The following is a 16,853-nucleotide window of genomic DNA, read 5'->3' as shown; positions in this document are numbered from 1 at the left end:
GTAGCATTATAATGAGGTAATGTTAAGAACGAAATTGGAGGGTTTTTGATGAAACCTGAACTACCGAGAATTCCTCAAGCAACAACAAAGAGGCTTCCATTATATTATAGATTTTTACAAAGTTTTCATAATGCAGGACATAAAAGAGTATCATCACAAGAGTTAAGTGATGCGATGAAAATAGATTCCGCTACTATTCGAAGAGATTTCTCGCACTTTGGAGCACTTGGCAAAAAAGGTTATGGATACGATGTTGCTAACTTACTCCAGTTTTTTAGAAAAACACTCGATCAAGATGAAGCTGCAAATGTGGCACTTATTGGAGTTGGTAGTTTAGGAACAGCTTTTTTAAAATATAACTTTCAAAAAAACCATAATACCAAAATTGTAGTTGCTTTTGATACAAAAGCACCGATAGAGGGAATGTTGGTAAGTGATATTCCTGTCTTTCATCCGAGCGTCATGGAAGAGAAGCTCGAGGAGCATGGTATCGAGTTGGTTATTTGTACTGTTCCAAGTCGCACGGCACAAGAAGTAGCTGATCGATTAGCAAAAACGAATATTAAAGGGATTCTTAACTTTACCCCTGTCCGATTGACGGTACCTGATACGATTCGGGTCCATACAATCGATTTATCGGTTGAAGTACAAACCCTAATTTATTTAATAAGAAATGAACATAACGAATAAATTGAAAGCCTTCTACCCAATACTGATGGGTCGAAGGCTTTTCTTTATGTCCAGCTCCAGCGCCTAGCCCCTCGAGGTCAAATAACCTTCCCCCAACGAAGTCAAAAAACGACTTCTTAGTGGGAAGAACATTTGCTTGTCAGGGCTGACAGAGGCGCTTGCGCTTTTCTTTATGGCATTTGAGAGTAAGTTTCTAAAAACTTTTGTATAGCTTCTCCGTAAAACTGAAAGAGAACGACGAAACCATTTAATAGCATATGGGAGATGATTGATGCCACTATCCGCTTTGTCTTATGGTAAATAAAAGCGAATATAAACCCAGAAACAGCATATAGTAGGATGTGCGTAAAGTCGAAGTGAATGATTGCAAAGACAATAGCACTGACAGATGCGGCTACGAAGAAATTTGTTTTTGGAAATAAAGAGCCGAAAATTATACGGCGGAAAATTAGTTCCTCTAATATAGGAGCGAAAATAACAATTGAAAAGATTGCCCAAGGAACAGCGTGAGCAATTTCTATAAATTGTGCTGTATTTTCGGATCCCGGTTCAACTCCTAATTTAAGTTCAATAGTAGCTGCAACACCTTGGCCTAGGAATACAAGAAAGAAACCGACGACTCCCCAGCCGATAGTTTGCCCAATAGGTGACTGTTTTCCTTTTAAAGGTCGTAAAAAGTTATTATCTTTTCTAATTAAAAGGAGTGTAACCAGTGTAGCAATCCCCATACTTAGGAACACCCACCATCCAGAAGCAACCAATGGAGGATTTTTTACGTCCATAGACTTAAATAGTATAAGTAGAAGTGGTGCAAAGATTGCTCCAGAAAGCTGCATCACGCAGTAAACAATTAATATATACAAGCCTGTTTTTTGTTGTTTCATACAATTTAGTTCCTTTCTAGATAACAATTCTCTTTTTATTGTAAAGGAAAAAAACAATAAAGGAAAAAGTTAACCTTCTCACTTGCAAAATGTTCTGTGATTAATTATTATTATAAGTGTGTTAGCACTCAAAGAGACAGAGTGCTAATAATATTAAATTCTACTATTTTAGGGAGGTAGTTTCACTTGTTAAGACCATTAGGTGATCGTATCGTAATCGAATTAATCGAAGCTGAAGAAAAAACAGCATCTGGCATCGTACTTCCAGACTCTGCTAAAGAGAAGCCACAAGAAGGAAAAGTTGTTGCTGTAGGTACTGGACGAGTACTTGAAAACGGAACTCGCGTTGAGTTAGACGTGAAAGATGGGGACCGTATCATCTTCTCTAAATATGCAGGAACAGAAGTGAAATATGAAAACAACGAATATTTAATATTACGCGAAAGCGATGTACTAGCTGTAATTGGCTAATAAAAACGAGATTATCATTCAATAATTAGGAGGTTATAAAAACATGGCAAAAGAAATTAAGTTCAGTGAAGACGCTCGTAGTGCAATGCTACGTGGAGTAGATAAACTTGCAGATGCTGTAAAAGTAACACTTGGACCAAAAGGACGTAACGTAGTTCTTGAGAAAAAATTCGGTTCACCACTTATTACAAACGATGGTGTAACAATTGCTAAAGATATCGAACTAGAAGATGCATTTGAAAACATGGGTGCTAAATTAGTTGCTGAAGTTGCATCTAAAACAAATGATATTGCTGGTGATGGTACTACAACTGCTACTGTTTTAGCACAATCTATGATTCGTGAAGGATTGAAAAACGTAACAGCTGGAGCTAATCCTGTAGGTATCCGTAAAGGTATCGACCTAGCAGTTGCAGCAGCAATTACTGAATTAAAAGCAATCTCAAAAGAAATCGAAGGCAAAGAGTCTATCGCTCAAGTTGCTGCTATTTCTTCTGGTGATAATGAAGTAGGCGAATTAATCGCTGAAGCTATGGAACGCGTTGGTAACGATGGTGTTATTACAATCGAAGAATCTAAAGGATTCACTACTGAGCTTGACGTGGTAGAAGGTATGCAATTCGATCGCGGATACACTTCTGCGTATATGGCAACAAATACAGATAAAATGGAAGCAGTGCTTGATAATCCATATATCTTAATTACAGATAAAAAAATCTCTAGCATTCAAGAAATTCTTCCAGTACTTGAGCAAGTAGTACAACAAGGTAAACCTCTATTATTAATCTCTGAAGATATTGAGGGAGAAGCTTTGGCTACTCTAGTTGTTAACAAACTTCGTGGAACATTCAATGCTGTAGCTGTAAAAGCTCCAGGGTTTGGTGACCGTCGTAAAGCAATGCTAGAAGATATCGCTATCCTAACTGGTGCTGAAGTTATTACAGAAGACTTAGGATTAGACTTAAAATCAGCTAACATTTCACAACTTGGACGCGCTTCTAAAGTTGTCGTAACAAAAGACAACACAACGATCGTTGAAGGTAACGGGGAATCAGAGCGCATCGCTAGTCGTGTAGCTCAAATCCGTTCACAATTAGAAGAAACAACTTCTGAGTTTGACAAAGAAAAACTACAAGAACGCCTTGCTAAACTTGCTGGTGGTGTAGCGGTTGTTAAAGTTGGAGCAGCAACAGAAACGGAACTAAAAGAACGCAAACTTCGTATTGAAGATGCTCTAAACGCAACTCGTGCAGCTGTAGAAGAAGGTATCGTATCTGGTGGTGGTACTGCACTAGTGAACGTATACAACAAAGTAGCTGAATTAGCAGAAACAAAAGAAGGCGACGTAGCAACTGGACTAAGAATCGTACTACGTGCATTAGAAGAACCAGTTCGTCAAATCGCTAACAACGCTGGTCTGGAAGGATCAATCGTTGTGGATCGTTTAAAACGCGAAGAAATCGGTACTGGTTTCAACGCAGCAACAGGCGAATGGGTAAACATGATGGATGCTGGTATCGTAGATCCAACAAAAGTAACTCGTTCAGCACTTCAAAACGCTGCATCTGTAGCTTCACTATTCTTAACTACAGAAGCAGTAGTAGCAGACATCCCTGAACCGGCAGCTGGTGGAATGGGAATGCCTGATATGGGTGGAATGGGCGGCATGATGTAACTTCCACAGGATGTGGTGGCTTAGGCATTGCAACAGGATGTTGCGGTTTTTGCCTAAGTTCCTTAATCCAGGATGTTGTTCACTCGGACGTTGTGACGCGATGTCGCGCTTTTAGTCCGAGCTACTCTTCCCATCAACCCCTTGATATATAAGGGGTTGTATGTAAGGTGAATGTGAAATGCTAACATTTTGCTAACATATAGGATTATATTAGAGGCTTCTCATTAGTTGTGCAAACTTTTGGGAAGCTTCTTTTTTCATTTCTTTTGTCACGTGGAGATAGACATTCTTTGTGGTAGGGACGATTATTATTGACTGGATATGCTCGATATATTTAAATAATGTTGTTGTCTTAAGCCGAATGACCATATTACTTATAGTTATTGTTTCATCAGTCTGGGAATTTTTCTAGCTCACTATTAAATCGATGTGTTGGTTATTGTATTATAGATATTAGAACGACTGTCTCAATAAATATTTATAAAATAAAAATTAAGGAGAATTACATGGCCTGGAGCAAATTGAAGCAAAATCTGGAGAGCTTTCTCTGTCCTGCATTATATGGAAGAGTTGAATACCTTGCAACCAGCTACCGTTATTTACCTGATAAAGCAGGACTTTGTTATATTGCGGTAGATAAAAAGAATGTACTTAATATGAGTGATAAAACTACCTTAATCAGATGGTATCAGACGGAGCTGGAAATTAAGAATGATTCAGATATCCAAATTCCTATCAACAATGAAGAAATTGAAGCGGTAAGAAAAGAAACCAAGGGGATAGTTCCGGAGGATCGTCTACAAGTAATTGCAAGGAGTAGAAAATTATCAGAATATGCAAAGGCGCTTTTGTCAGCGCAGTCATCATTAAGTAAATCAAATTTTATCGTTGTTGCTAATAAGTTTTTATCCACTTCTATAGAGGAAAGCATAGAGAGCAATGATATCCTATTGAATATTCTAGCTTTGGTGGACAGACGGGTTGGGAAAAAACGAATTTTAAACATGAGTGAGAAGATGAAGTTAAAGCATCCAATTGTGCAGTATTTTTATGAACTACGGCTAAGTACGTTATGATAAATAAAAGTACTAGATGCCAACCGGTTATGGTGTGTATGATTGTACATATATATATGAATTAACACGAATGTTTGTAAACCAGGTAACCTGCAAAGATTTACATAGAAAATAATAGGATGGTGCTTCTATGATTGGTATGGGCTATCGGACGATAAAGACTGCTGTAGGAGCAGGGCTGGCAATTTGGATTGCGAGTTTATTGGATTTGGAATTTGCAACATTTGCAGCAATTATTGTTATTATGTGTATCGAGAAAACGAAGAAAAAGACATTAATTACAATTAAGGATAAATTCTTTGCCTCTCTTTTATCTTTGATTCTTGGTGGTTTGTTCTTTGAAGTATTAGGTTATTATCCCATTGTCTTTTCCTTATTTATTTTATTATTTGTTCCAATCCTCGTAAGAGCTCACATCCAGGGTGGTTTTGTCACAAGTATGGTTGTCGTATTACATGTTTATACGGTAAAGGATGCTAACTGGGCTATGTTTCTGAACGAGCTCTATATTATTTTAATCGGTATGGGAATTGCTCTTCTCGTCAATAGTTTCATGCCAAGTTTCAAGCGGGACATTGAAATCTTTAAGAAGGAGATTGAACAAAAGTTTGAAATTCTTCTCTTTGAACTCTCTGCCCATTTAAGGGATAATATGCGAAGCTGGGATGGGAAAGAAATACTTGAGGTAGAAGATTTGATTAATCAATCCAAAAGCATTGCCATTCAAGATGTAGAAAATCATCTGTTGCGAAAACAAAATATAGATTATTATTATCTGGAAATGCGAGAGGATCAACTGGAACTTCTAAAACATATGATGAAAATCGTTGCTATTTTCTCTTCATCCAGCCTAGACGTCAAACAGAAAGAAATGTTTGCAGAGTTCTTGGAGAATTTAAGTCGGAACGTTCATTCGGGAGATACAACGGACATTTCATTAAATGAGTTAGAGGAATTAAATGCCTTGATCAGCAAGATGGAGTTGCCAAAGACTAGAGAAGAATTTGAAATACGGGCGAATCTATTTTATTTGATTTTTGAAATGAAAAACTACTTAAACATAAAGAAAAAACTTTTTGCCAAAAGAAGTCGATAAGTCGATAGTGGAAGGAGCTTGTGAGAGAGGATATTCAGATGATTCATCACGATTTCATAAAATAAAAATCGGATATCGATTATATAATACTCTGTCGATATCCTTTTGATTTTTAATATATTTTCTGGATTTGGGGTGTGTGAGGAGCAATGGGTTTGAGAAATTCCACTGAACGACATTATTTATATTTAGGAGGATAAAAACTTTCATTTTACATTAATCTAAAGTTGAATTGTGGAATTGATTTTCAGCTAGGTGTTTTGGGCGGGGCAGATTTGCAATCAGTTATCAGAGTATACGGCGAGTTTGATCCTTATACGAAAGTTAACAGCGTTCAAGAGCTTTTAGAATCAATGGCTTCATCATAATGTTGTGAAAGTGTAACTGGCTGTTTCTGAATAAGAGACAATCAGTTTTTTTAGGTTCAACAATAAATGTTTGGGTCTTCAAACAATTATGTGCATTAAAAATGTAGATGAATACACGCACGCAATGTTATTTGTCTACCGTACTAAAGGCACGTTATCAGATGTCTGAATATAAACATTTATCAAACAACTATAATATTGTTTTAATAATATTTACTTTCGGGTTTTATTTGTAAAGTAAAATTGGGCATTTTTATTCAAATTATACGGGGTGGGAAAACACAGAAATATCAGAGAGAACTAATATGAAAGCATAATTATTTTTTTAGAATAGAGTTGTTTGGGCTTTATATAAAATTTCATTTATTGCAAAATTCTATAAACACGTAAGGGAACTGTCATTTTTCTTAAACGGAGTAACACAAAATGGTAACAAAGCTTTGTTATATTCTAGACAGGCAGATGATGGTGCTGCCGGAAAATTTGAGTAATAATCTTACTCGTGCTGATATGAGGTGAAACGATAAATAACGGAATTTATGAAAAATCCATCCTATCAGTAGAAAACAATACGAATTAGGAGAGATCAAGTAATGAATAAAAAACAAATGGATTCTAAGAAAGCAAATAAAAATTTGTCGAAAAAAGTAGCGCCACTAGTAATGTCAACATCAATGATGGCTGCAGCCTTTTTGGCAGCTGGTGCACCTACTTCTGCAGCAGAGCTTGATACAAAGGGTGTTAATCCTGAAGTTATTGAACAAGTGAAAAATCATGGTCAGGAAGTATCTGCATTAGCTAAAAGTCTACCAGGTTCTCCTGAAAAAGGTAAACTAGTTAGCAAACTAGCTCAAGAAAATTCCGGCACAACTAATGATGATCCAGATGATAATATAGATGAAACAAATAATGATAAACCACAAGAAGGCGAAATAAGTGATGATACATCAGCAGCAGAAGAAGAAGGAACAGATGAAGAAACAGAAGCTCCAACAGCTGAAGATGGCCAAGTAGAAGATGGTACAGAAGCAGCTGAAGAAGGTACAGCAGAAGAAACAGAAGCACCAACAACTGAAGATGGCCAAGTAGAAGATGGTACAGAAGCAGTTGAAGAAGACGAAGCAGCTGAAGAAACAGAAGCACCAACAGCTGAAGATGGCCAAGTAGAAGATGGTACAGAAGCAGTTGAAGAAGACGAAGCAGCTGAAGAAACAAAAGCACCAACAACTGAAGATGGCCAAGTAGAAGATGGTACAGAAGCAGCTGAAGAAGACGAAGCAGAAGAAGAAACAGAAGCCCCAGCAGCTGAAGATGGCCAAGTAGAAGATGGTACAGAAGCAGCTGAAGAAGAAGGAACAGAAGAAGAAACAGAAGCACCAACAGCTGAAGATGGCCAAGTAGTAGATGGTACAGAAGCAGTTGAAGAAGACGAAGCAGCTGAAGAAACAGAAGCACCGACAGCTGAAGATGGCCAAGTAGAAGATGGTACAGAAGCAGTTGAAGAAGACGAAGCAGCTGAAGAAACAAAAGCACCAACAACTGAAGATGGCCAAGTAGAAGATGATACAGCAGCAACTGAAGAAGATGGAACAGTTGAAGAAACAGAAGCACCAACAGCTGAAGACGGCCAAGTAGATGGTGATGCAATCGCAGCTGAAGAAGAAGGAAAAGCTGAAGAAACAGGTGCACCAACAGTTGAAGAAGGCCAAGTAGATGGTTCACAAAATCAAGAAGATGACTCTAGTACATGGGTAGATGAAACTTATCAATTTATCGGTGATGGCTATCAAAGTGTTATTGGATACTATCAAACATTTATTGAACAAAAATTAGCTCAAACAAGTGAAGAATCTGAAAACGTTGAAGGAATTGATGTAGCAACCGATATATCTGCTGATGCTGGTGAAACAGATACAACAACTTTAGAGGCAGATACATCCCAAGACGTCTCAGTTGATAACGCTAGTACAGGTCTTACAAATGATACTGACGTTAATCTAGAAAGCCCAGTCGTTGTAGAAAATCAAGATCAACCTTCTGATGTAGAAACACCAGAGCAAGAAACCGTAGAATCAGTGGAAAATACAGTATCAGATCTTGAGGAACCAGTACAACCAGTAAATGAAGAAGTAAGTTTGGCTACTGAAACAGAACAAACGAGTCAAAATGAGGTAGAAAAGGAATCAGACCAAATCTCTTTAAAGGATAAAATGATTGGATACTATCAAGACCTAGCAGCTTCATTCTCTAACCTTATAAACTTCCTAAAATAAGAGGGACTCTCTAGCATAATCGATCGTAGTATAAGAGTATAGTGGCTTTGAACTGAATAAAAAGAGGAAGGGGAATGAATGAAGGAGAATATTCATTTCCCTCTTTTTAAGTATATTGTAAACAAGGCTTCCTCAATTCATGGATTTGAAAAGAGACCCTTTTTATGTGTGAACAACAAAGTGAAATGGCCAACCAGAAATAAGCTGGTTGACCATTCAAAAAAATTAAATTCAATTGGGGAGTCTTTTTATAACAATTTTAGACCTCTTTGCTATCTATTGAGATATCTTATCTTTGACAGATAAATAGATTCCAATAGAATGTGGAAAATAATAAATTATTTGTTTTTTGGTTTAAATGTTTTACAGCAAGTATCTGCAGAATGGATTGCTTCTTCTGTACGGTTGAAAAAGTCGAATTCCTGAGCAAACTCTGAGTCATACTTTGACTGGGAATCAATATCAATTTTGATTTGATCAGCTCCGCAAATATTTCCTTCCGCATGAAATACACAATTTGCTACAGAACAGTTAACTTCTACAATCGGCATCCGTCTACCCCCTAAAGTTGAATTTAAAATTTAGAAGAAATAACCATAAGATTCTTTCTTCAAACTTAGTATGTCCAAATTGGGTAAATAGTATGTATAAAATTATTCGCATTCTAATAAATCATATGGTTTTCGTAGTTTTGTAAAAAAAATACATTGTTTTTAATATTAAAAGGAAAAAAATAATAAATTTTAAGATAATATTTACTAATATTTTATATTTTTTAAGAATTTATTATTTTAGTATGATTCTAATTAATTAATATAATAGATAATATTGCCAGTTAGTATTATGTTTTTTTGGGGTAAAATATAAATATGAGAATCAGTTGATAACTGAAGAAGATCTCCCTTCGTTTTTCTCATGAAATTCCATAGTATTGGAATTGGAGGCCTCACTGTTGAAGAAGTGAGGCTCTTTTTTTGTCAAAAAATTTTTACTCCAAAAACGAAGAGATTATCACTAATTGAATTAGTGATAATCTCTTTTTTCTTTATGAAAAGTAGTATGTAAAGGTTGAATCTGTTTAAATAATTTCTTTTTCCATTACAACATGTGGAATGCCTGCTTCAAAGAAGACGTCCGAAACTGTCTTATACCCTAAATGAATATAAAATTTTTCAGCATGCGTTTGACCATGCAGCATTAATTTATTTATATTTTGTCGTATAGCGTATTCTTCGATTCCTTGCATTATACATTTACCACTACCGCGTTTTCGCTTATCAGATAAAACACAAATTCGTTCCACCTTACCTATACCGTTTACTATACGGAACCGACCAGTTCCTATCGAGTTTTCACCATCGTATAGTAGAAAATGAACTGAATCATTTTCGTACTCATCTATTTCTTCTTCCATCGGTACAAGTTGTTCATGGACAAAAACTTTTATCCGAATATCAAAAACCGTGTCTAGTTCTTCTTTAGTTTGGACAATCTTCACTTTCAAAATTTTTCAACTCTCTTTCTTAAGCACACTTATACTCATCATATAGGAGATTGTAGCTTATGTGAAAATATTCTAGTAAAAAAAAAGTGATTATATTTCTAATGTCTAAATTATTATGATTCATGAAACTAAGTACAGGGTAAAGAATAGGAGAAGATAATAAGGAGGTAGAATAATGGATCATTTAAAAGCACTCGGTATCAAATTTGTTATGATTGCAGCGGTTCTTTTAATTATATTAACCCTGTTATTCGATGTTCCTTTCATGGATACCGTTTGGACTAGTTTAGTTTTAACCATTTTCGCATATGTATTGGGTGATTTTATTCTCTTTAGATTGGCTCCAAAACGATTGCGTAATATTATGGCTACTATTGCTGATTTAATCATAGGCTTCCTTGTCATTTGGTATATGTTAATTGCTCTAACAGATGCTAATGAGAATCTTGCAGTTGGTGCTATCATATCTGCAATTGTTATAGCTTTAGGAGAATGGTTTTTCCATAAATACCTTGATCGCACAGTTTTCGTGGGAAAACAAATATCAAAGTTGGATGAGGTTTCAGGAGTAGCTAAAAAGCATTAGAATGAAAATAAAAGCATCTAAGCGAATATGAAGGCTGATCTGACCCAATAAAGTTAGACAAATAGTTTAAGCAGCTTCTAAGACCTGAGTTCGGTATTCTACTGGACTTAGGTCTTTTAATTTTGCCTTCATTCGTTTATGGTTGTAATACTCGATATATTCATGTAGTTCACGTTCAAAATGTTCCATACTCTCAAACTCTTGTAGATAAAGAAGCTCGGACTTTAATAAGCCAAAGAAGTTCTCAATAACTGCGTTATCTAAACAATTACCCTTACGGGACATACTTTGCTTTATATTGTGTTTCTCTAATGTCTTCTGATACTTCTTCATTTGATAATGCCAGCCTTGATCGGAATGTAGAATGACTTCATTTCCTGGATTTAAATTTCCGATTGCCTCGTCTAACATATCACCTACAAGTTGATAAACTGGACGGTTCATTATCTTGTAAGCAATGATTTCGCCATCCTATTTCCTGATAACTTTCATTGCCTCCTAAATAACGCAATACCATTTTGATTTTTTCTTCGGCTGTAAATCTAGCCATAAAAAACACCCCGCAAATGTTAGTTTAGTGTCTAACATTTACGGGGCAGTTCAGGCTTGGATGCTTTTCTGTTATTAACGAAGGACGATTTCGTGTTCGCCTTCACTATCGATTACAACAAAAACTAGGGAGTTATCTCGCTCGGAAACTGGAAGAGGGACTTGTGAGTATAAGTGGAAGTTTTGCTCTTGTAAGGAGTCGATACTTGCACCTTCCAATTTAGATCCGTCTAATGATTCTGTTGTAGCTAGGAAATCAAATTCATGTTTGTTATCGTAAATTGCCTTAAACTTAACGCTTCCTAATTGATGACCATAACTGAATGAATCTAGTGTGTCATTACTGATAGTCCCTGATAAATGAAGGTAAATTTCTTTATCAGAAATGATACTTCGCTTGTCATCTCCTGTAGAGGATGCAAATTCTTTCGTGAACTCGGCATGATTGATGGTCATGACTATATCTCCGTCCTCATATTCAAATACGATATCCTCTTTTAACAGATTTTCTCCTTGAGGGAGAGCTTTTGTACTAGTACCGTCCGCTTTATCCTCTGATTTATTTTCGGTCTTTTCTGTTTCATCTTTTTGATCACTGTCTTCTGCATTTACTGTTTCAGTTGCTGAAACTTCTGTTGAAACATTTGCATCGGAAACTTCTTTATCTTCCGTTGACTCTTTAGTATCACCGCATGCTGCTAAAATCATGGTTATTGATACCCCTAAAAACAAAAACGCCTTCTTCATTTACCTCATCCCCATATCATTAATTATTTTCATATTATAATTATAGTTACCAAATTTTAAGGCATGCAAGTGAAAATGGGTATAGTTGGTAAAAATAGTACTTTGGAATCTTATTAGATTTGAGTCTAAGATACTAATGTATAAGTATTAAAGACTGTTTATATCGAAAAACACTTCTTTATATCGTTCATAAAGAAGTGTTAATAACAATTAAGATGTTTGCATTGAAAATTGAATGGAGTGGTAAACCTGTTGCCTAATGGATTCTATTGGCTTTCAAAGATGTCTTAAAATTAGATTGGGGATTATAATGTGCCCGATTGACTCTCGTTTTAAATGATGCTATATTGAAAATATTCTTATAAAAGGTGTGGTGAAGTATGTCTGAAGTAGGTATGAACTAATACTGATTTAGTTTAATAAGGCTTTTAAGAACTGGTTATATTCCAGTTTATTTAAGTATGCCTTGTTTCACAGTGTCTATGAGCATTGTGAATACCTACCTTAAAGACTGCTTCCTTTTCCATATATTCGTTTAACATACAAGTATGTTAGATCGAAAAGCATGGCGGGATTTGTCCTGCCATGCTTTTTTTTCTTTCATTGCTTGTTAGTTGATGATTAAATGCCTTGTGCAAATCACTAGGCGAATGCCCGCAGGAGCTTTCTATCCATTTTACGAATTAACGTGAACTTGGAATGGTAGGTGAGATTCTTGCGGGCATTTTTTTATTAATGACAAGCAAGTGTTTTACTCAGAAAATTGTTCAGGCGCTTTCGCCTAAGGTCAAATGCCAATTTGCTCCTGCGCAAAGCTTGTCGCAGAGGAGCGTTTCTGCAGGGGCTAGCAACTAAACGGGAGCTTTCTGTTTTTAAATTTAAGGAGGGTTACACATGAATATGATGACATATGAAAAATTACAATATGACGAATTAAAGGAAATGGTGAAATCACACTGTGTCAGTAGTTTAGGCAAGGAATTACTTGATAAGCTTCAACCAAGCACGAATATTAAGGTGGTACAAAACAGGTTAAATGAAACGACAGAGGCAAGAAAGCTATTGGATGCTGAAAGTCATCTTCCCTTAAAAGGTGTTTCCAATATAAACTTGCAAATGGAAAAGCTTGAAAAGGGAATGATTTTAAGTCCTTCTGAGTTAGTTGCTATATCTGACTTCTTGAGAGGATGTAGAACGATAAAGAAGTTTATGTTGGATAAGGAGTTTTTTGCTCCAGTTCTCCATTCTTATTCTCATTCCATGATGGAATTTAGAGATATCGAAGAAAACATTAATTATTCTATAAAAGGGAATAGAGTAGATTCGGAAGCGAGTAAAGAATTGAAACGAATTCGAAATCAAATAGATAAAGTCGAAGATAAAATTGAAGAAAGGTTAAATAAGTTTTTGAAGAGTAGTACTAATAAAGAGTATATTCAAGAATTTTTTATAAGCAAAAAGGATGATCGTTTTACAATTCCTATAAAAGCTTCCTATAAAAATCAGGTAGCTGGTACAATCGTTGAAATGTCTTCCAAAGGATCTACGGTGTTTATTGAACCTGCTGCAATTTCAAAACTAAATGCAGAATTGGCTGTGCTTAAAGCAGAGGAGTCTATAGAGGAGTACCAAATTTTAGCGACTCTTTCAGGTAGTGTTTTAGAGGAAAATAGACAAATAAACATCAATATTGAACTGATTGGTCAGTATGACATGATTTTTGCGAAGGCGAAGTTTAGTAAAAGAATGGATGGAATCGAGCCGAGGTTAAATAATCATGGATATATTAAACTGACGAATTGTAAGCATCCGCTTTTGTCTGGAAATATTGTGCCGTTAGATTTCGAGATAGGAAAAGGTTATCGTAGCCTAATTATTACAGGACCAAATGCTGGTGGAAAAACTGTCGTTTTGAAAACGATTGGAATATTAACATTAGCTGTCATGTCAGGATTTCATATTTCGGCCGATGAAGGTACAGAAATAGCAGTGTTTGATCATCTTTATGTAGATATTGGTGACAATCAAAGCATTGAAAACTCCCTTAGTACTTTTTCATCTCATATGAAAAATATCTCAGAGATTATGAGTGCGTCCACGAATAACACGCTACTACTTTTTGATGAAATTGGAAGTGGGACCGAACCGAATGAAGGAGCCGCACTAGCCATTGCTATCCTGGAGGAATTTTATCAAATGGGGTGTATTACAGTGGCTACCACTCATTACGGAGAAATAAAACGCTATTCGGAAATTCATAGTGACTTCATAAATGCAGCAATGCAATTTAACAGTGAAGCGTTAGAGCCGATGTATAAGCTTTTAATAGGTAAGTCAGGAGATAGTAACGCGCTTTGGATTTCAAAGAAAATGAATTTACGTGAAAAGGTATTGCAAAAAGCACAGCACTATATTGAAAATAAAAATTATGATTTAGAACGGGTAAGAGACAATAAAGTTAAAAAGCCGGTACAAATCACAACTAGGGAAGAGCACACTTATGAATTTGAAATAGGGGACAGAGTAAAAATAATGGAACAGAACGATTCGGGAATTGTGTATGAGAAAAAGGACAATTTCAATAATGTATTAGTGTTCTATAATAATGAAATTATAAAGGTGAATGCAAAAAGAATAGAGCTTGAAGTAAAAGCTACAGAGCTTTATCCAGAAGGATATGATGTCAGTACTTTATTTATAAGTTACAAAGAACGGAAATTCCAACATGACATGGAAAGAGGATCTAAAAAAGCGTTGAAGAAAGTTTCTAAAGAAATAAAGAAAGGGCAAAGTGAATGCTGATTTGTTAAGTATATATAAGTAAGATCGGGTAAATATAATAACGATTGAATTTTAAAAGGAGGTAGAAGCAATGAATGCACAACGCGCAGAAGAAATTGTTTTTTCGCCTGATATGATTAATGTAACCTATAACGGTGAAAATATTTATATTGAACATGTAGACAAACAAAATGGAAAAGCGACAATCCATTCCCTTGATGAACCAGAAAATAAACAAAGTGTATCTGTCACAAGCTTAATGGAACAGTAACATAGTTGCACTTACGTGTATAAAAAAGCACCCTATGAGGGCAACTGAAAAACTCTTCGAGGTATCTCTTAGCGAGTATGTGAACGAAATCGTTCACATACTCGCTTTTTGTCTGGACACGTTGATTACCTTTCTTCTATCTAACAACATCATTGTTAAAGTAAATGTAGTTAGGTGCTCCCCAACCGAAGAAACCCTCAATTTAAGCCCATATTTGTCATTTACAACGTACCTTTTTTAGTGAACACACAAATAATGGGGGTGCTTTTCTCCTAGCCGAAAGTACGCAGGAAAATTAGTTAAAAATAGATAGATATCTATAATCTAGTAATATATAATTATCCTTGATAGGGACATGCATTATTTAGATGTAGGTACTTATTCCGAAAAAGGCAAATTTGTCGAAAGATGAAGACGCAAAGTTTCAGACCTAACGCCTAACGGCTATGGTGGCTGAACTACCGAAGAATATGGATGAAAACTTGAAATAAAGTTCAATTCACAGTTCTTCCTTGTATTTCTATTTTTAATAGGAGAGAGGAGTTTTTTTATGTCTAATTTTAAAGGGAATTTGCAAAAAACACTGCTTGCATTTATGTTTGTTGCTTTCATTGTGTTTTTTGTAGGTGTTAGTCCTTCATTTGCAGAAACGAATGATTCCACGACAACAGTAGAGAATGACTCAGAAGTGGAATCTGGAGTTACGGATGATACAAATGATACGGAAGAACCTGCATTATTACCCGGTGATTTTTTCTATTTTCTTAAATCATTGCAAGAAAGTGTTCAATTGGCTTTCACATTCGATGACATGAAAGAAGCAGAATTGCTTAGCGCATTAGCGGAAGAGCGAATTCTAGAAGCGACAGCATTATTTGAGCAAGGTGATGAAGAGAAAGCAATTGAAACACTACAACTAGCGATTGACCAACAAGACGAGGCTTTAGCTAAGTATAAAGAAAGTGTAGAACAAGACAATCCGGATGAAGTTGCTAATGAAGATGATCCAGCTGTTGAAGATGATGCAACGGGAGAAGAATCCGAAGTAGATTCGGCTTATGCTGATTTAGAAGCAAAATTCTCTTCAAATCTTCTTGCTTTACAAGCAGCATTAGAAAAAGTAGAAAATACAAAAGCTAAAGAAGCACTTGCTAAAAATGTTGTAAAAGCGGAAGAAAGATTGGCTAAAAAGATAGAGAAAAAACTAGCTAAGCTTGAAAAAGAGAAAGAAGAAACTTCAGAGGAAGAAGCCACTGAATCTGAGGAACCGATAGAAGAAGTAGAATCAGATGATGCTGTTGCGGATGAAAACACAACAGATTCAAAAGAAGAAATACCTCTAGAAGAGGAAAATGAAGTACAAAAAGAATCTACGGAACAACCAGTAACTGCTTCAGCGGTTATGGTACCTAAAGTTACAGATACTAAGACACCAGCTGCACCAAAAGTACAAGATGCATCTTCGAAAGCGGAGGAGAAAAAACAAGAGGCCGCTAAAAAAGTGGAAGAAGCAAAATTAAAAGCTGAAGAATTAGCTAAAAAAGCTGAAGAAGAGAAAGTAAAAGCAGAAGCTAAACAAAAAGAAGCAGTAGCGAAAGTAGAAGCTAAACAAAAAGAAGCAGCAGCAAAAGCAGAAGCTAAACAAAATGAAGCCGCACTTAAAGCTGAAGAAGCGAAAGCAAAAGCTGAGGCTAAACAAAAAGAAGCAGCAGCGAAAGCTGAAGAAGAGGCTACAAAGGCTGCAGCAAAGAAACAAGAAGCCGAGGCTAAACAACAAGGGAATAAAGACAAGGAAAAATCGAATAACGGGAAAAAAGACAAAGAGGAGTAAATCCCCTTTGTCTTTTTCTTTATTAATAATAATATCTAAATTTTCAGTCAT

The 16,853-nt window shown here is 35.9% G+C and carries 14 protein-coding genes, 1 pseudogene and 1 riboswitch; of the genes and pseudogenes, 10 read left to right on the top strand and 5 right to left on the bottom strand.

Going from position 1 to position 16,853, the window contains the following annotated elements; all coding sequences use genetic code 11:
* Positions 1–48 precede the first annotated feature (48 nt).
* On the top strand, positions 49–690 hold the full coding sequence (locus tag PGC35_RS18530) for a redox-sensing transcriptional repressor Rex (protein ID WP_375220180.1): 642 nt from the start codon (positions 49–51) through the stop codon (positions 688–690).
* A 170-nt stretch (positions 691–860) separates the two neighbouring features.
* Here the strand turns inward: PGC35_RS18530 and PGC35_RS18525 are convergent, their stop codons facing one another.
* Complete coding sequence (locus tag PGC35_RS18525) at positions 861–1,574, bottom strand: CPBP family intramembrane glutamic endopeptidase (RefSeq protein WP_375220179.1); 714 nt, start codon at positions 1,572–1,574, stop codon at positions 861–863.
* Between the two features lie 186 nt (positions 1,575–1,760).
* Here PGC35_RS18525 and groES point away from each other — a divergent pair, with 186 nt between their 5' ends.
* The 5 genes from groES (at position 1,761) to PGC35_RS18500 (ending at position 8,533) form a co-directional block, all read left to right on the top strand.
* Positions 1,761–2,045 carry a co-chaperone GroES gene (gene groES, locus PGC35_RS18520; protein WP_053591782.1) on the top strand — a complete coding sequence of 95 codons (285 nt, stop codon included), beginning with the start codon at positions 1,761–1,763 and terminating at the stop codon, positions 2,043–2,045.
* Positions 2,046–2,088: 43 nt separating this feature from the next.
* Positions 2,089–3,720 carry a chaperonin GroEL gene (groL, locus tag PGC35_RS18515; RefSeq protein WP_375220178.1) on the top strand — a complete coding sequence of 544 codons (1,632 nt, stop codon included), beginning with the start codon at positions 2,089–2,091 and terminating at the stop codon, positions 3,718–3,720.
* A 506-nt stretch (positions 3,721–4,226) separates the two neighbouring features.
* The gene (locus PGC35_RS18510) at positions 4,227–4,796 is read left to right on the top strand and encodes an SF0329 family protein (protein ID WP_275784011.1); all 570 of its coding nucleotides are present in this window, start codon (positions 4,227–4,229) and stop codon (positions 4,794–4,796) included.
* A 130-nt stretch (positions 4,797–4,926) separates the two neighbouring features.
* Positions 4,927–5,892: an aromatic acid exporter family protein gene (locus PGC35_RS18505; RefSeq protein WP_053591785.1), complete on the top strand. Its 966-nt coding sequence runs from the start codon at positions 4,927–4,929 to the stop codon at positions 5,890–5,892.
* A 961-nt stretch (positions 5,893–6,853) separates the two neighbouring features.
* Positions 6,854–8,533 carry a hypothetical protein gene (locus PGC35_RS18500; RefSeq protein ID WP_375220177.1) on the top strand — a complete coding sequence of 560 codons (1,680 nt, stop codon included), beginning with the start codon at positions 6,854–6,856 and terminating at the stop codon, positions 8,531–8,533.
* A gap of 338 nt (positions 8,534–8,871) precedes the next feature.
* Here PGC35_RS18500 and PGC35_RS18495 read toward each other — a convergent pair whose 3' ends face one another.
* The gene (locus PGC35_RS18495; protein WP_056830494.1) at positions 8,872–9,084 is read right to left on the bottom strand and encodes a DUF1540 domain-containing protein; all 213 of its coding nucleotides are present in this window, start codon (positions 9,082–9,084) and stop codon (positions 8,872–8,874) included.
* Positions 9,085–9,611: 527 nt separating this feature from the next.
* Positions 9,612–10,037, bottom strand: coding sequence for a GNAT family N-acetyltransferase (locus PGC35_RS18490; RefSeq protein ID WP_375220176.1), 426 nt, complete (start codon positions 10,035–10,037; stop codon positions 9,612–9,614).
* Between the two features lie 175 nt (positions 10,038–10,212).
* Between PGC35_RS18490 and PGC35_RS18485 the strand changes: the two genes are divergently transcribed.
* A complete protein-coding gene (locus PGC35_RS18485; protein WP_375220175.1) occupies positions 10,213–10,623 on the top strand; it encodes a DUF2512 family protein in 411 nt (136 codons plus the stop codon).
* Between the two features lie 66 nt (positions 10,624–10,689).
* Here the strand turns inward: PGC35_RS18485 and PGC35_RS18480 are convergent.
* Both PGC35_RS18480 and PGC35_RS18475 read right to left on the bottom strand, forming a co-directional pair.
* Positions 10,690–11,094 (bottom strand): annotated as a pseudogene (locus PGC35_RS18480) (IS3 family transposase); the annotation flags it as partial.
* Between the two features lie 153 nt (positions 11,095–11,247).
* Positions 11,248–11,919: a hypothetical protein gene (locus tag PGC35_RS18475; protein ID WP_375220174.1), complete on the bottom strand. Its 672-nt coding sequence runs from the start codon at positions 11,917–11,919 to the stop codon at positions 11,248–11,250.
* 894 nt (positions 11,920–12,813) lie between these two features.
* Between PGC35_RS18475 and PGC35_RS18470 the strand changes: the two genes are divergently transcribed.
* From PGC35_RS18470 to PGC35_RS18460, 3 genes are all read left to right on the top strand, one after another.
* Entirely contained in the window at positions 12,814–14,721 is a 1,908-nt protein-coding gene (locus tag PGC35_RS18470; RefSeq protein ID WP_375220173.1) for an endonuclease MutS2, read from the top strand.
* A 70-nt stretch (positions 14,722–14,791) separates the two neighbouring features.
* The gene (locus tag PGC35_RS18465) at positions 14,792–14,971 is read left to right on the top strand and encodes a small acid-soluble spore protein H (protein WP_053591791.1); all 180 of its coding nucleotides are present in this window, start codon (positions 14,792–14,794) and stop codon (positions 14,969–14,971) included.
* A gap of 381 nt (positions 14,972–15,352) precedes the next feature.
* Positions 15,353–15,437, top strand: a riboswitch (cyclic di-GMP riboswitch).
* An 84-nt stretch (positions 15,438–15,521) separates the two neighbouring features.
* The gene (locus tag PGC35_RS18460) at positions 15,522–16,802 is read left to right on the top strand and encodes a DUF5667 domain-containing protein (RefSeq protein WP_375220172.1); all 1,281 of its coding nucleotides are present in this window, start codon (positions 15,522–15,524) and stop codon (positions 16,800–16,802) included.
* Positions 16,803–16,853 lie beyond the last annotated feature (51 nt).

The sequence above is a fragment of the Psychrobacillus sp. PGGUH221 genome, from assembly GCF_042055255.1.
Taxonomy (GTDB): Bacteria; Bacillota; Bacilli; order Bacillales_A; family Planococcaceae; genus Psychrobacillus.
This window is presented reverse-complemented; position numbering and strand designations above follow the sequence as displayed.

Excerpts from the sequence above, each read along its gene's own strand:
- PGC35_RS18500 (WP_375220177.1), top strand. The coding sequence starts at position 6,854 with ATGAATAAAAAACAAATGGATTCTAAGAAAGCAAATAAAAATTTGTCG.
- PGC35_RS18470 (WP_375220173.1), top strand. The coding sequence starts at position 12,814 with ATGAATATGATGACATATGAAAAATTACAATATGACGAATTAAAGGAA.
- PGC35_RS18505 (WP_053591785.1), top strand. The coding sequence starts at position 4,927 with ATGATTGGTATGGGCTATCGGACGATAAAGACTGCTGTAGGAGCAGGG.
- PGC35_RS18525 (WP_375220179.1), bottom strand. The coding sequence starts at position 1,574 with ATGAAACAACAAAAAACAGGCTTGTATATATTAATTGTTTACTGCGTG.
- PGC35_RS18475 (WP_375220174.1), bottom strand. The coding sequence starts at position 11,919 with ATGAAGAAGGCGTTTTTGTTTTTAGGGGTATCAATAACCATGATTTTA.
- PGC35_RS18510 (WP_275784011.1), top strand. The coding sequence starts at position 4,227 with ATGGCCTGGAGCAAATTGAAGCAAAATCTGGAGAGCTTTCTCTGTCCT.
- PGC35_RS18530 (WP_375220180.1), top strand. The coding sequence starts at position 49 with ATGAAACCTGAACTACCGAGAATTCCTCAAGCAACAACAAAGAGGCTT.
- PGC35_RS18460 (WP_375220172.1), top strand. The coding sequence starts at position 15,522 with ATGTCTAATTTTAAAGGGAATTTGCAAAAAACACTGCTTGCATTTATG.
- PGC35_RS18495 (WP_056830494.1), bottom strand. The coding sequence starts at position 9,084 with ATGCCGATTGTAGAAGTTAACTGTTCTGTAGCAAATTGTGTATTTCAT.
- PGC35_RS18465 (WP_053591791.1), top strand. The coding sequence starts at position 14,792 with ATGAATGCACAACGCGCAGAAGAAATTGTTTTTTCGCCTGATATGATT.
- PGC35_RS18485 (WP_375220175.1), top strand. The coding sequence starts at position 10,213 with ATGGATCATTTAAAAGCACTCGGTATCAAATTTGTTATGATTGCAGCG.
- groL (WP_375220178.1), top strand. The coding sequence starts at position 2,089 with ATGGCAAAAGAAATTAAGTTCAGTGAAGACGCTCGTAGTGCAATGCTA.